A 13,064-nucleotide genomic window follows, 5' to 3' on the forward strand; every position below is an offset into this window, starting at 1 on the left:
GCAGAGCGTGGGAACGATCGGCAACGGTTACTTGGCAGCCACTTTCTCGGACTTGCCGTCATAACGCTTGCGCCACTCGGTGAGGATTTCGTCACGATTCTTCGAGGCCCAGGCAAAGTCGTTCTTGATCAGACGCTGCTCATAATCCGCCGGCAATTCCGTCTGCGGCTTGGCGATCCCTGGCTGTGCGAGAACAGCAAAGTTCTCCTTGTACAGATCCATCGCCTCAGCGCTGGCAGAGAAGTCAGCGAGTTTCTTCGCCGCCTCTTCATGCTGCGTACCTTTGATCACGGCAGTCGCTTCGATCTCCCAGCCCAGACCTTCCTTCGGCAGGATGATGTCCAGTGGCGCGCCCTGACGCTTCAGTTGTACGGCTGGATACTCGAAAGAAATGCCGATCGGGAATTCCCCCGCAGCCGCCAGTTTGCAAGGCTTGGAACCGGAGTGAACGTACTGACCAATGTTCTGGTGCAGGCCATCCATGTACGCCCAGCCCTGCTTCTCGCCAAAGGTTTGCAGCCAGGCGCTGACGTCGAGGAAACCGGTACCGGAGGACGCCGGGTTGGGCATAACGATTTTGCCTTTGTACTCAGGCTTGGTCAGGTCCTGCCAGCTCACCGGTTTAGTCAGGCCCTGCTTCTCGGCCTCGACGGTGTTGAAGCAAATCGTTGCGGCCCAGACGTCCATGCCAACCCAAGCAGGAGGATTCGCGGCGTCGCGGTAGTTCGCGCCGATCTTGCCGAGATCCTTCGGCGCGTAGCTTTGCAGCATGCCCTGCTGATCAAGAATCGCCAGGCTCGAAGCCGCGAGACCCCACACCGCGTCAGCCTGCGGGCGGGCCTTTTCGGCGAGCAGTTTGGCGGTGATGATCCCGGTGGAATCACGTACCCATTTGATCTCGACGTCCGGGTTGGCCTTTTCGAAGGCTTCTTTGTAGGACTTCAGTTGCTCGGCTTCGAGGGCGGTGTACACCGTCAACTCGGTTTTTGCCGCGAAGGCATTCAGGCTGAAAGTAGCGAGCACAGCAGCGGCCAGGGCCATAGGCTTGAACATGATCGTTTTCCTGTAGGTGAGTTGAACGGGGTTGGAATCAGTGACCGGGCGCGGTTTGCCGCCAGGCTTGGGAACGGCGCAGCAAGCCGCGCGAGGCCCACGCCAGCAGCAAGGACACGCCCGCCGAGGTGAACAGAATCAGGGTCGACATCGCCGCCGCGCCGCCGACGTTGCCGGCGTCATCCATGTTCAGCACCGCCACCGCCGCGAGGATGGTGTCGGGGCTGTAGAGGAAGATCGCTGCGGAAACGGTGGTCATCGCCGAGACGAACAGGTAGCGCACGATGTCCAGCAGCGCCGGCAGGCAGATCGGCACGGTGACGCGCAGGTAGTGCCGGTACAGCGGCGCCTTGAGCGACAGCGCGGCGGCTTCGAACTCGGCGTCGAGTTGGCGCAGCGCGGTGGTCGCGGTCATTTGTGCAGTGGTCAGGTAGTGCGCAATGGTGCAGACGATCAGCAGCGTCATCGTCCCGTACAGCACGTGCAGCGGGTTGCCGTTGAGATTGAAGAAGAAGACATAGCCCAGACCGAGCACCAGCCCCGGCACCGCCATCGGCACAAAACTGAGCATGCGCAGGGCCAGATTGAGGCCTCGTTGGCTGCGGGTTTTCTCCATCAGGTAAGCGCCGGTGAAGATCAGCACGCTGCCGATCAACGCCGTGCCCAAAGCCATCTTCAAACTGTTGTTGTAGGCCAGCCAGCCACCGCCAGCGGTTTCGTTGAACTGATAGTGATTGAGCGACAGCGACAGGTTGTACGGCCAGAACTTCACCAGCGACGAGAACACCGCCATGCCGAACACCAGAATCAACGCCGCGCTGATCAGCAAGACAATCGCCAGATAGCAACCATCGCGCAGTGTCGACGGCGCCGGTTTGAACACCTGCGCCCGACCGCTCATGGAGTCACCGTGACGCCGACGCAGCCAGGCATCGACGCCGAAGCTGAACAGCGCTGGCAGCAACAGCACCATGCCGATCAACGCGCCGCGACCGAATTGTTGTTGGCCGACCACGGCTTTGTAGGCTTCCAGCGCCAGCACTTGATAGTCACCACCGACCACCACTGGCACGCCGAAATCGGTGATGGTCAGGGTGAATACAAGACAGAACGCAGCGAACACGGCCTGGCGAGTGGCCGGCCAAGTAATGCTGCGAAAGGCTTTGGCCGGACTGGCGCCCATGCTCGACGCAGCATCGAACAGCCGCGCATCGGCCAGCGACAATGCCGATAGCAAAATCATCAGCGCATGGGGGAAGGTGTAAATCACCTCGCCCAGCACAATCCCCCAGAACCCGTAGATGTTGTCCGAGAGCAGCCCGCGCAACATGCCTTGGTTGCCGAACAGATAGACCAGCGCAATGCCCGGCAACATCGACGGCGCCATCAGCGGCAACAACGAAATCCCGCGCCAGATGCCCTTCGCCGGAATCATTGTGCGTTGCAGCGCGTAGGCAAACAGGTAGGCCAGTGGAACGACGATAGCCGCAACGCTGAGGGAAACCTTCAGGCTGTTGCCGAGCAGCCAGTGGAAATTCTCGCTGCTCACCAACTCCTTCGCCGCGACCCAGCCACCGCCCTGCCCGGCTTCACTGCTGAAGCCGCGCCAGAAGATCGCCAGCAACGGCAGCAACACCGCGACGCCGAGCAACAGCAGCAAAAGGACTTTGCCGCCGACGACAAAAATGCGGTCGCCAATCTCGGCTTTCGAGGACTGTCGCACCTGCTTGTGCGGTAGCGGCAGCGCGAGGTTGCTGTTCATCAGGCAAACACCTGCAGGCTGCGCGGCGGCAAGGCGACCATGATCTGCTGGGCGCCGAGGCGCGGCATGGCTTCCGGGGCGAGTTCGGCGAGCAAGGCGTGGCCCGGCAGTTGGTCGAGTTCGAAGCTCATGCGGCAGCGGTTGCCGAGGAAGGTGATCTCGCGGATTTTGGCCGGGAACAGGTTTTCTTCGTGCACCGGCGGATTGACGTTGATCGCTTCCGGACGGCAGAACAGACGACCCGAAGCACGCTGAACGCTGCCATCGCTGAGGCGCAGGTTCATCCCGCCGACCTGCGCGTGAGTGTCGCTGCTGCGCTGGAACGGCAGCCAGTTGCCCTGCCCAACAAACTCGGCCACGAACGGTGTGGCTGGGCGGTTGTAGATTTCCTGCGGGGTGGCGTACTGCTCGACGCGGCCATTGTTCATCACGGCGATGCGGTCGGCCATGAGCATGGCTTCGTCCTGATTGTGCGTGACCATCAGCGTGGTGATGCCGAGGTTGCGTTGCAGTTGGCGCAGTTCGGTGCACAGATGCTCGCGGACGCGGGCGTCGAGGGCGGACATCGGTTCATCGAGCAACAGCAGCGACGGTGCCGGGGCCAGAGCGCGAGCCAAAGCTACACGTTGCTGTTGGCCGCCGGACAATTGGCCGGGGTACTTTTTCTCGCTGCCGGTGAGGCCGACTAGTTCAAGCATCTGTCCGACGCGGCGGCGCACTTCATCGCGGCCGCTGCCGGCGAGGCCGTAGGCAATGTTCGCTTCGACCGTCAGATTGGGGAACAACGCGTAGGACTGGAACAGAATCCCGTAGTCGCGGGCTTGCGGGGCGAGGTGCGAGACGTCGCGATCACCGAGGTACAGCTCGCCGCTGTCCTGCTTCTCCAGACCGGCGATGCAGCGCAGCAAGGTGGTCTTGCCGCAGCCCGACGGGCCGAGCAGGCACACCAGTTCACCGGCGGCGACGTCGAGGGAGACATTATCCAGCGCGGTGAACGCGCCGAAGCGTTTCTGCACGCCGCGCACTTTCATGGGTGCGCCGGGGTTGGTCAGGGCAGTTGCGATGGCAGGATTCATGGACAGACCTCATCAAGCAGATGAGGCCAATCCTAGAGTTGTAATGCGTCCGTCATGTGGCAGTGAGGCAAAAACTGGTGATAGTGGTATTCGGGGATTTTGGTTCACCAAAGATCGTTCCCACGCTCCGCGTGGGAATGCAGCCCGGGACGCTCTGCGTCCCAAAGCCGAACGCGGAGCGTCCGTAGAGGCATTCCCACGCGGAGCGTGGGAACGATCATTACGCGGGGGACATCTCTTGGGCCAAGCCGAGGAACGCCGCCGGCAACCGCGCGCCCTTGCGCTCTTTCAGGCAATACAGATACTCAGGAATCTGCGGCGCATTCTCGATCGTCAGCACGCGCAACTGCGGATCATGCGGCACTTCCTGGCGGGCAATGATGCTGATGCCGATATTGCGCAACACCGCCTCACGAATCGACTCGCGGCTGCCAATCTCCAGCAACGGCCCGAAACTCACCCCGGCAGTCGCGAGCAACTCTTCCGTCAGCCGCCGCGTGGTTGAACCGGATTCGCGCATCAACAACGTATGTCCGGCCAGCGCACTCAACGCCACATGCTCCTGTGCCGCCAGCGGATGATTGCGATGCACCGCCAGCACCAGCGGATCCGTCCCGAGCACCCGACGAATCAACCGCGCGTCATCGAGCAATTGCGACGACGCGGCGATGTCCACCCGGTAATCCTCCAGTGCTTCGAGCACCTGCTGCGAGTTGCCGATTTCCACCGACACCTCGACCTGCGGCAAGCGCTCGAGAAAAGTCTTCACCAGATCGAGGATGTAATACGGCGCCGTCGCCGCGATGCGCAATGTGCCCTGCACCTGACCGCTGTTGCGCAGGAAAAACTCGATGTCCGCCTCTTGCTGCAACAGCGTCTTGACCATCGGCAGCAACCGCGCGCCTTCATCACTGACACTCAGGCGCCGGCCGCCACGGTAGAACAACTCCACCGAATACTGACTTTCCAGATTGCGGATCTGCGTGGTCACGGTCGGTTGGCTGAGGCCGAGTTTTTTCGCCGCCAGCGTGATGCTGCCCAGGCGGGCGACCATGTAAAACGCTTTCAGCTCGGCACTCAGCACAACCCTTCCTCATCTATTTGCGCAGCAGGCGCAAACCGTTGAACACCACCAACAGGCTCACGCCCATGTCAGCGAACACCGCCATCCACATGGTGGCGAGCCCCGCGAAGGTTACCGCAAGAAAGATAGCTTTGATCACCAGCGCCAGCGCGATGTTCTGTTTCAGAATGCTCGCGGTGTTGCGCGACAAGCTGATGAACGCCGGGATCTTGCGCAGATCGTCGTCCATCAGGGCGACATCGGCGGTTTCGATGGCGGTGTCGGTGCCGGCAGCGGCCATGGCGAAACCGATCTCGGCGCGGGCCAGTGCCGGGGCGTCGTTGATGCCGTCGCCAACCATGCCCACACGATGACCCTGCTTGTACAGATCTTCAATGGCTTGCAGTTTGTCGGTTGGCAGCAAATCACCGCGCGCTTCATCGATGCCTACCTGCGCGGCAATCGCCTGCGCGGTGTGGACGTTGTCGCCAGTGAGCATCAGGGTTTTCACCCCGAGTTCATGCAACTGACGGATCGCTTCGCGGCTGGTTTCCTTGACGGTATCGGCCACGGCGAACAGCGCCAGTGGGCCGGAGCTGTCGAGCAGCAGCACCACGGATTTTCCCTGTTTCTCCAGCGCGAAGAGTTTTTCTTCCAGCGCCGGCGAGCACAGGCCCAGTTCCTCAACGAGACGATGGTTGCCCAAGTGGTAGGTCTGGCCGTTAATGTCGCCTTTAACGCCACGCCCGCCCAGCGCTTCGAAGTTATCCACAATCAGCGCGGCGAAGTTTTTATCCACAGCGGCGTTGGCGATGGCCAGCGACACCGGGTGGTCGGAGCGACCGGCCAGTGCAGCAGCGATGGCCGGCGCCGTGGCGTCGGCGGTTGGGTCGAGGGACAGGTAATCGGTCTGCACCGGTTTGCCGTGGGTGATAGTGCCGGTTTTATCCAGCGCCAGATAATCGAGTTTGAAACCGCCCTCCAGGTACACGCCGCCCTTGACCAGAATGCCTTTGCGCGCCGCTGCCGCGAGGCCGCTGACGATGGTCACCGGGGTCGAAATCACCAGTGCACATGGGCACGCCACCACCAGCAACACCAGCGCGCGGTAGATCCAGTCGAACCACACGGCGCCCATGAACAGCGGCGGAATGATCGCCACTGCCAAGGCAAACACGAACACCACCGGCGTGTAGATTTTCGAGAACTGATCGACGAAACGCTGGGTTGGAGCGCGCGCGCCTTGGGCCTGTTCGACGGCGTGGATGATTCGCGCCAGGGTCGAGTTGTTCGCCGCTGCGCTGACCACGTATTCCAGCGACCCGGCTTGGTTGATGGTGCCGGCGAAGACTTTATCGCCGACGGTTTTTTCTACCGGCAGGCTTTCCCCGGTGATCGGCGCTTGATCAATGGTCGAGTTGCCGCTGACCACTTCGCCGTCCAGCGCAATGCGCTCGCCGGGTTTCACTCGCACGCGGGCGCCGAGTTCGACGCTTTTCACATCCTGCTCAATCCAGCTGCCGTCAGCCTGCAACACCGTGGCTTGCTCCGGCGTCATCTGCATCAGGCCGCTGATTGCGTTGCGCGCACGGTCCAGCGAACGTGCTTCGATCAGCTCGGCAACGGTGAACAGGAACATCACCATCGCCGCTTCCGGCCACTGGCCAATGAGGATTGCACCGGTGACGGCGATGCTCATCAGCGCGTTGATGTTGAGGTTGCGGTTCTTCAGGGCGATCCAGCCCTTTTTATAGGTGCTCAGGCCACCGCTGAGGATCGAAACCAGCGCAATGATCGCTACCACCCAGGTGGGCGCGGCGTTGGTGAAGTGGATGACTTCGGCGGCGAGCGCGCCGACACCGGACAACGCCAGCGGCCACCAGTGTTTTTTCACTGGCTCCGGGACTGGCGAATCGACCCCCGCCTCCAGCGGCTCGGCGTGCATGCCGAGGGATTTGATTGCCTCGGTGATGGGCTCGGTGCCCGGCAGATTGTGGGTCACGCCAAGAACACGGTTGATCAGGTTGAATTCCAGTTGCTGCACGCCAGCGAGTTTGCCGAGCTTGTTCTGGATCAGCGTTTGCTCGGTCGGGCAGTCCATCGCTTCGATGCGGAAACTGCTCAGCCGCGCATCGGCACTGGTCTTTTCGCTCAGTTGCACCAACGCAGGCGCGGCAGCTTTCGACGAGCAGCAAGAATCTTCGTGCGCATGAACCGGTGCCGGCGCTGCAACTTTCGACCCACAGCAGGCATCGCCGCCATGGGCATGCTTATGCACAGGCTGCAATTTATGACTGTGATCGTGGCCGTCGCCGGGCTTGTGGGTGTGCTGGGAATCGCTCATTGGTCGCGTCCATGAAGGTGCCTGTTGCCAAGTAAAGACCCTGTAGCCACTATAGGGTCAAGCACCCTTTTGGAGATTGCCGTCATGAAGATCGGAGAACTGGCCAAGTTGACCGACTGCGCCGTGGAAACCATCCGCTACTACGAGCGTGAAAACCTCCTGCCGGAACCGGCGCGCAGCGACGGCAACTACCGCGTCTACACCCAGGCCCACGCCGAACGCCTGACCTTCATCCGCAACTGCCGCACCCTCGACATGACCCTCGAAGAAATCCGCAGCCTGCTGACCTTGCGCGACAGCCCGCAGGATCAGTGCGAAAGCGTCAATGCGTTGATCGACGAGCATATCCAACATGTGAAGGCGCGGATTGATGGGTTGTTGGCGTTGCAGACACAGTTGCTCGACCTGCGCCAACGCTGTGGCGAAGGGCCGATGGCCGATCAATGCGGGATTTTGCAGCGGCTGGAAGTGAGTGGCGGAGTGGTGGCGACGGAGGTCGAGCACTCCCATGTCGGAAGAAGTCATGGGCATTAGTCCTTCGTCGCCGCTTGCTCTCACACCAGTTTGAACTCCATTACGCCCCGAGAACCCATGCCATAGGCCAAACCGGGGACCATCCCGGACCCGAGGAAAAGACTGCAGAACAAATGAACCGTCTCACCCCGATGCGCCTGATAGACCGTCGGCTCAATCCGAAAGCTGAGCGATGAGTCGGGGCTGACCGTCAGTTTGCGTTGGTAATCCCGCCAGGCGCCGGTCTGCCCGCCGCTGGCACTGCTTTTCCAGAACATTTCGACGGCGTTGTTGGTTCTCAGGTTTTCAATCCGTGGAATAGTCAGGCAAACCCCCTCGGGATGCCGGTCAATTTCAAGCACGCCTTGCGAGACGGCCTCAATAAAAACCGGACCGGTCTGTGCCAGTTCCGGCGCAAACGTCATGTACAACGAAGAAGAGGGCAAAGAGCCTGCTTCTCTTTCAATGACAAAAAAGACTTCGACCCGATTGCCTGCGAACGTCCTTGCGATTTCGTCAGTAACTGCAAAATGCAAAGGGGTGTAACTCACCACTGTCTGGGGTTCCGACCTATAGCTGCCCGCAGAGCCGCCGAGTGCGTTCCATTGCACGCGAACCTGATCGCCAATCCTGAAATCCCGCTCAGTGACCGGCACCCCGACACGCAGCGAGTCGATGAAAATCGGCGCGCCATTGAATATTTCCATGGGCACCACACACCCCCATGGGTCAATACTCGGAATGGAATGGAAAAGTCCCGAACGGCTTTCACAGCCGATAAACGGCCAACTGTTCAACTGCTTTGATTCGGTGGGTGTACAACCGAAAGAGACCTCCGAGAACCCAGCCGTTACGCCAGATGCTGTACTTGTCATGATGAAGCTCCTGAAATGAAAAAAGAGGGTGTTGGACTGACCCACGTCCTTTAGGCCCGTGGTCAGTCAAACACCCTCTTTTTCATTTGCCTACTGTCAGACATGACAGTCTGTTAGACCTGCACCGAATATAAACGCCTCTGCGCCGTTGTTTCAGACCGCCATTGGCGCGGTCATTGGCGCGTGATGCTCGTAACCTTCCAGCGAGAAATCGCTCGGCTCGACCAGCTCCAGCCATTCCGGCTGGTACACGCCAGTCTTGGCAAACTCCGGCACACGATCGGAGATCTTCAGCTTGGGCATGGCGAACGGCTCGCGCTTAAGCTGTTCGTTGAGCATGTCCAGGTGGTTCTCGTAGACGTGCGCATCACCGATGAAATAGGTGAACCAGCGCGGCGTGTAACCGGTCAGGCGACCGATCAGGCTCAGCAGTGCCGCGCCTTCGGTGAGGTTGAACGGTGTGCCCAGGCCCAGATCGTTGGAGCGGATGTAGAGGGTCAGGGAAATTTCCTTGGTCTCGACATTCGGGTGGAACTGGTACAGCAGATGGCATGGCGGCAAGGCCATTTCATCCAGCTGAGCGACGTTCCAGCCGTGGAACAGAATGCGGCGGCTGCCCGGATCGTTGATGATCGTGTCGACGCACTGGCGCACCTGGTCGATGGCTTTGTACAGCACCACGTAAGCCTGGCCGTCTTCTTCGCCTTGAGCGATCTGCTTGTAGCCGTTGCTCAAGGTTTGTTCGATGGCGGCGGTGTTGCTCAGCGGGATCTGCTTGTACGCCGGCCATTTGCGCCATTGCACGCCGTAGATTTCGCCGAGGTCGTCGTCGCCCTGACGGAACGGGTTGGCCAGCCACTGCGCGTTTTCATTGGCGTTCTGGTCCCAGACCTTGCAGCCCAGCGCACGGAATTCAGCGGCATTGTTCACGCCACGGAGAAAACCGCACATCTCGCCGATGGCCGATTTGAAGGCCATTTTTCGCGTGGTGATCGCCGGGAAACCTTCCTGCAGATCGAAACGCAGCATCGCGCCCGGGAAACTGATGGTGTTGATGCCGGTGCGGTTGGCCTGTTTAGTGCCGTTCTGAATGACGTGCGAGACCAGTTCGAGATATTGCTTCATGAGTTACCTGTGTCCTTTGAGCCCCGGCGTCGCGCGTCGGGGTTCGTAGTTTAAGCCGTCGGCGCGAGCGGTGCTGCCGGTGCGCGACGATAGGCCAGCCAGATCAGGAACAGCCCGCCGACGATCATCGGTACGCAGAGCACTTGGCCCATGGTCAGCCAGTTCCAGGCCAGGTAGCCCAGTTGCGCATCCGGCACGCGAACGAATTCGACGATGAAACGGAAGATGCCGTAGAACAGCGCGAACATGCCCGAGACAGCCATGGTCGGACGCGGTTTGCGCGAGAAAATCCACAGGATCAGGAACAGTGCCACGCCTTCGAGCGCGAACTGATACAGCTGCGACGGGTGACGCGGCAGTTGCGCCGGATCGCTGAATGGCGGGAAGACCATGGCCCACGGCACGTCGGTGGCTTTGCCCCACAACTCGGCGTTGATGAAGTTGCCAATGCGCCCGGCACCCAGACCAATCGGCACCATTGGTGCGACGAAGTCCATCAACTGGAAGAACGACTTGCCGTTGCGCTTGCCGAACCACAACGCGGCCAGCATCACACCAATGAAGCCACCGTGGAACGACATGCCGCCCTTCCACACTTCGAAAATCAGCGTCGGATTAGCCAGATAGGCGCTCAGATCGTAGAACAGCACATAGCCCAGACGTCCGCCGACGATCACGCCCATCGACATCCAGAAGACCATGTCGGAGAGTTTCTCCTTGGTCCAAGTCGGGTCGAAACGGTTGAGCTGGCGCGACGCCAGCAGCCACGCACCGCCGATGCCGATCAGGTACATCAGACCGTACCAGTGGATTTTCAGCGGACCGATGGCCAGGGCCACCGGGTCGATCTGCGGGTAAGGCAGCATTGCGACTCCTCGTTAGAGTTGAAACCAGAATTCCCGGGCGACGCTGCCACCTCAGGATTAAGCCAGGATTGCGACGGTTAAATCAGGAAGCTCACACCCACGCTGAACAGCAAAGCGGCGAACAGCCGTTTCAGCAAGCGCGGCGACAATCGATGCGCCAAACGCGCGCCGATGCGGGCGAAAACCATGCTGGTCAGGGCGATGCCCAACAACGCCGGCAAATACACAAAACCGAGACTATGCGGTGGCAACAACGGATCGTGCCACCCCAGAATCATGAAACTTAATGCACTGACCAGCGCGATTGGCAGACCGCAGGCCGACGAGGTCGCCACGGCTTGCTGCATCGGCACGCTGCGCCAGGTCAGGAACGGCACGGTCAACGAACCACCACCGACGCCGAAAATCGCCGAGGCCCAGCCAATCACACTGCCGGCCACGGTCAGACCGAGTTTACCCGGCACGGTTCGGCTGGCCTTGGGTTTGATATCCAGCGCCAGTTGCACCGAGATGATCAACGCGAACACGCCGATGATCTTTTGCAGGTGCGGGCCGGAGATCGCTTCAGCGGTCAGTGCGCCGAAACCGGCGCCCAGCAGAATGCCGACAGCCATCCACATGAAGATCGGCCAGCGCACTGCGCCTCGTCGATGATGCTCACGCACGGCGTTGACCGAGGTGAAGATGATCGTCGCCAGCGACGTGCCGACCGCCAGATGGGTAAGGATCGACTGATCAAAGCCCTGCAAGGTGAAACTGAACACCAGCACCGGGACAATAATGATCCCGCCGCCGACGCCAAACAGCCCGGCCAGCACGCCCGCACAGGCGCCCAGCGCCAGATAGAGCAGAAATTCCATGACCGTCTCCCCAGACCGCATCCGCAAAACCGGAGCGGCATGGTAACGGATGCACACCCTTCTACTCCACTTGCGATGGATGCACGGACGCGGGATGCGTAGAGTGAACAAAAAACACACAAGGACCACCTTATGTGCCTGATTGTTTTCGCTTGGCGCCCGGGTCATGCCCAGCCGCTGATCGTCGCAGCCAACCGTGACGAGTTCTACGCCCGGCCCAGTCTGCCGCTGGCGCAATGGCCGGAGGCGCCGCATGTGCATGCCGGGCGTGATCTTGAAGCCGGCGGAACCTGGCTGGGGATTGGCGCCAGCGGGCGCTTTGCCGCGCTGACCAACATTCGCGATCCGCAGCAACCGCCAGCGCGCAAATCGCGAGGGGAGCTGGTGGCGCGGTTTCTGACGGGCGATGCGTCGATTGATGATTATTTGAGGGAAGTGGTCGGGCGTTCGGCGGAATATGCCGGGTTTAATCTGCTGCTCGGCAATAGTCATGAGCTGTGGCATTTCAATGCGCGGATGTCGGAGCCGGTGATGCTGGAATCGGGCGTCTACGGGTTGTCGAATGCCGGACTGGATACGCCGTGGCCGAAGTTGCTCAAGGCCAAGGCGGCGCTGGGTGCGGTGCTGGATGATCCGCAACCTGAGCGGTTGCTGGATTTGCTCAGCGACGCGCAGACCGCGCCGCCTGCCGAGTTGCCGGATACCGGGGTGGGATTGGCGACGGAATCACTGTTGTCGAGTGTGTTTATTGCCAGCCAGAGTTACGGCACGCGGGCGAGTACGGCGTTGATTGTGCAGGCGGACGGTACTCGGCGGATGGTCGAGCGGAGTTTTGGGCCGTATGGCGGGCATTTGGGCGAAGTGGAAATAACAGCGTAAAAGCCGACCCTCACCCCAGCCCTCTCCCGGAGGGAGAGGGAGCCGACCGAGGTGTCTTGAGCCATACATCGATCTGAAAGACCGAGTTGATTATGGATTCAGCAGCATCTTCAGTCGCTGTGATTCGAATACGGCTTCAACCCAGAACCCTCATCGGTGTGGGTCGATTATGGATTCGGCACAGCACTATCAGGTCGGCGGAGTTTTACAGCATCCCCGGATCAGTCCCCTCTCCCTCTGGGAGAGGGTTAGGGTGAGGGGCTTTTGATCTTCACAGGGCCTTGATAGCCGCCGGCGGATGCATCTTCGACAACCCAAAGTTCTTCAACGCCAATTGCAGCGAGCTGTGGATAACAGCTTCAGAGCAGACCCTCACCCCAGCCCTCTCCCAGAGGGAGAGGGGGCCGACCGAGGCGTTTTGAGCCATACATCGACCTGAAAGACCGAGTCGATTATGGATTCAGCAGCATCTTCAGTCGCTGTGATTCGAATACGGCTTCAACCCAGAACCCTCATCGGTGTGGGTCGATTATGGATTCGGCACAGCACTATCAGGTCGGTGCGCTTCGATTATGGATTCAGCACAGCACTATCAGGTCGGCGGAGTTTTACAGCATCCCCGGATCAGTCCCCTCTCCCTCTGGGAGA

11 protein-coding genes are annotated in these 13,064 nt (G+C 60.5%); 2 read left to right on the top strand and 9 right to left on the bottom strand.

The window, feature by feature from the left end:
- Positions 1-27 precede the first annotated feature (27 nt).
- The 5 genes from ACZZ0G_RS10000 to ACZZ0G_RS10020 form a co-directional block, all read right to left on the bottom strand.
- Positions 28-1,053 (bottom strand): putative 2-aminoethylphosphonate ABC transporter substrate-binding protein, encoded by a 1,026-nt coding sequence (locus ACZZ0G_RS10000; RefSeq protein WP_463556042.1) that lies wholly within the window; start codon positions 1,051-1,053, stop codon positions 28-30.
- 37 nt (positions 1,054-1,090) lie between these two features.
- Positions 1,091-2,815 carry a putative 2-aminoethylphosphonate ABC transporter permease subunit gene (locus tag ACZZ0G_RS10005; RefSeq protein WP_463556043.1) on the bottom strand — a complete coding sequence of 575 codons (1,725 nt, stop codon included), beginning with the start codon at positions 2,813-2,815 and terminating at the stop codon, positions 1,091-1,093.
- Positions 2,815-3,891, bottom strand: a complete 1,077-nt coding sequence (locus ACZZ0G_RS10010) for a putative 2-aminoethylphosphonate ABC transporter ATP-binding protein (RefSeq protein WP_463556044.1) — start codon at positions 3,889-3,891, stop codon at positions 2,815-2,817. Before ACZZ0G_RS10010 ends, ACZZ0G_RS10005 begins: the two co-directional genes overlap by 1 nt.
- 220 nt (positions 3,892-4,111) lie before the next feature.
- Positions 4,112-4,975, bottom strand: a complete 864-nt coding sequence (locus tag ACZZ0G_RS10015; protein ID WP_463556045.1) for a LysR family transcriptional regulator — start codon at positions 4,973-4,975, stop codon at positions 4,112-4,114.
- A gap of 13 nt (positions 4,976-4,988) precedes the next feature.
- Positions 4,989-7,298 carry a heavy metal translocating P-type ATPase gene (locus ACZZ0G_RS10020; RefSeq protein WP_463556046.1) on the bottom strand — a complete coding sequence of 770 codons (2,310 nt, stop codon included), beginning with the start codon at positions 7,296-7,298 and terminating at the stop codon, positions 4,989-4,991.
- Between the two features lie 84 nt (positions 7,299-7,382).
- Here ACZZ0G_RS10020 and cadR point away from each other — a divergent pair, with 84 nt between their 5' ends.
- Entirely contained in the window at positions 7,383-7,832 is a 450-nt protein-coding gene (cadR, locus tag ACZZ0G_RS10025; RefSeq protein WP_034153703.1) for a Cd(II)/Pb(II)-responsive transcriptional regulator, read from the top strand.
- Between the two features lie 20 nt (positions 7,833-7,852).
- Here the strand turns inward: cadR and ACZZ0G_RS10030 are convergent, their stop codons facing one another.
- The 4 genes from ACZZ0G_RS10030 to ACZZ0G_RS10045 all read right to left on the bottom strand — a co-directional run bounded on the left by ACZZ0G_RS10030 (position 7,853) and on the right by ACZZ0G_RS10045 (position 11,537).
- The gene (locus tag ACZZ0G_RS10030; RefSeq protein ID WP_463556047.1) at positions 7,853-8,686 is read right to left on the bottom strand and encodes a hypothetical protein; all 834 of its coding nucleotides are present in this window, start codon (positions 8,684-8,686) and stop codon (positions 7,853-7,855) included.
- A 153-nt stretch (positions 8,687-8,839) separates the two neighbouring features.
- Positions 8,840-9,811: a thymidylate synthase gene (locus ACZZ0G_RS10035; RefSeq protein WP_034153704.1), complete on the bottom strand. Its 972-nt coding sequence runs from the start codon at positions 9,809-9,811 to the stop codon at positions 8,840-8,842.
- A 50-nt stretch (positions 9,812-9,861) separates the two neighbouring features.
- Positions 9,862-10,677 carry a prolipoprotein diacylglyceryl transferase gene (gene lgt, locus ACZZ0G_RS10040; RefSeq protein WP_463556048.1) on the bottom strand — a complete coding sequence of 272 codons (816 nt, stop codon included), beginning with the start codon at positions 10,675-10,677 and terminating at the stop codon, positions 9,862-9,864.
- A 77-nt stretch (positions 10,678-10,754) separates the two neighbouring features.
- Complete coding sequence (locus ACZZ0G_RS10045; RefSeq protein ID WP_463556049.1) at positions 10,755-11,537, bottom strand: sulfite exporter TauE/SafE family protein; 783 nt, start codon at positions 11,535-11,537, stop codon at positions 10,755-10,757.
- A gap of 132 nt (positions 11,538-11,669) precedes the next feature.
- Between ACZZ0G_RS10045 and ACZZ0G_RS10050 the strand changes: the two genes are divergently transcribed.
- Complete coding sequence (locus tag ACZZ0G_RS10050; RefSeq protein ID WP_463556050.1) at positions 11,670-12,416, top strand: NRDE family protein; 747 nt, start codon at positions 11,670-11,672, stop codon at positions 12,414-12,416.
- The last annotated feature ends 648 nt before the right edge of the window (positions 12,417-13,064 follow it).

The sequence above is a fragment of the Pseudomonas sp. AC169 genome (genome assembly GCF_979258515.1).

What these genes read in the sequence shown, in the direction of transcription:
- ACZZ0G_RS10020 (WP_463556046.1), bottom strand. Translation starts at nt 7,298, where the DNA reads ATGAGCGATTCCCAGCACACCCACAAGCCCGGCGACGGCCACGATCAC.
- ACZZ0G_RS10035 (WP_034153704.1), bottom strand. Translation starts at nt 9,811, where the DNA reads ATGAAGCAATATCTCGAACTGGTCTCGCACGTCATTCAGAACGGCACT.
- ACZZ0G_RS10010 (WP_463556044.1), bottom strand. Translation starts at nt 3,891, where the DNA reads ATGAATCCTGCCATCGCAACTGCCCTGACCAACCCCGGCGCACCCATG.
- ACZZ0G_RS10005 (WP_463556043.1), bottom strand. Translation starts at nt 2,815, where the DNA reads ATGAACAGCAACCTCGCGCTGCCGCTACCGCACAAGCAGGTGCGACAG.
- ACZZ0G_RS10000 (WP_463556042.1), bottom strand. Translation starts at nt 1,053, where the DNA reads ATGTTCAAGCCTATGGCCCTGGCCGCTGCTGTGCTCGCTACTTTCAGC.
- ACZZ0G_RS10050 (WP_463556050.1), top strand. Translation starts at nt 11,670, where the DNA reads ATGTGCCTGATTGTTTTCGCTTGGCGCCCGGGTCATGCCCAGCCGCTG.
- ACZZ0G_RS10030 (WP_463556047.1), bottom strand. Translation starts at nt 8,686, where the DNA reads ATGACAAGTACAGCATCTGGCGTAACGGCTGGGTTCTCGGAGGTCTCT.
- cadR (WP_034153703.1), top strand. Translation starts at nt 7,383, where the DNA reads ATGAAGATCGGAGAACTGGCCAAGTTGACCGACTGCGCCGTGGAAACC.
- ACZZ0G_RS10045 (WP_463556049.1), bottom strand. Translation starts at nt 11,537, where the DNA reads ATGGAATTTCTGCTCTATCTGGCGCTGGGCGCCTGTGCGGGCGTGCTG.
- lgt (WP_463556048.1), bottom strand. Translation starts at nt 10,677, where the DNA reads ATGCTGCCTTACCCGCAGATCGACCCGGTGGCCCTGGCCATCGGTCCG.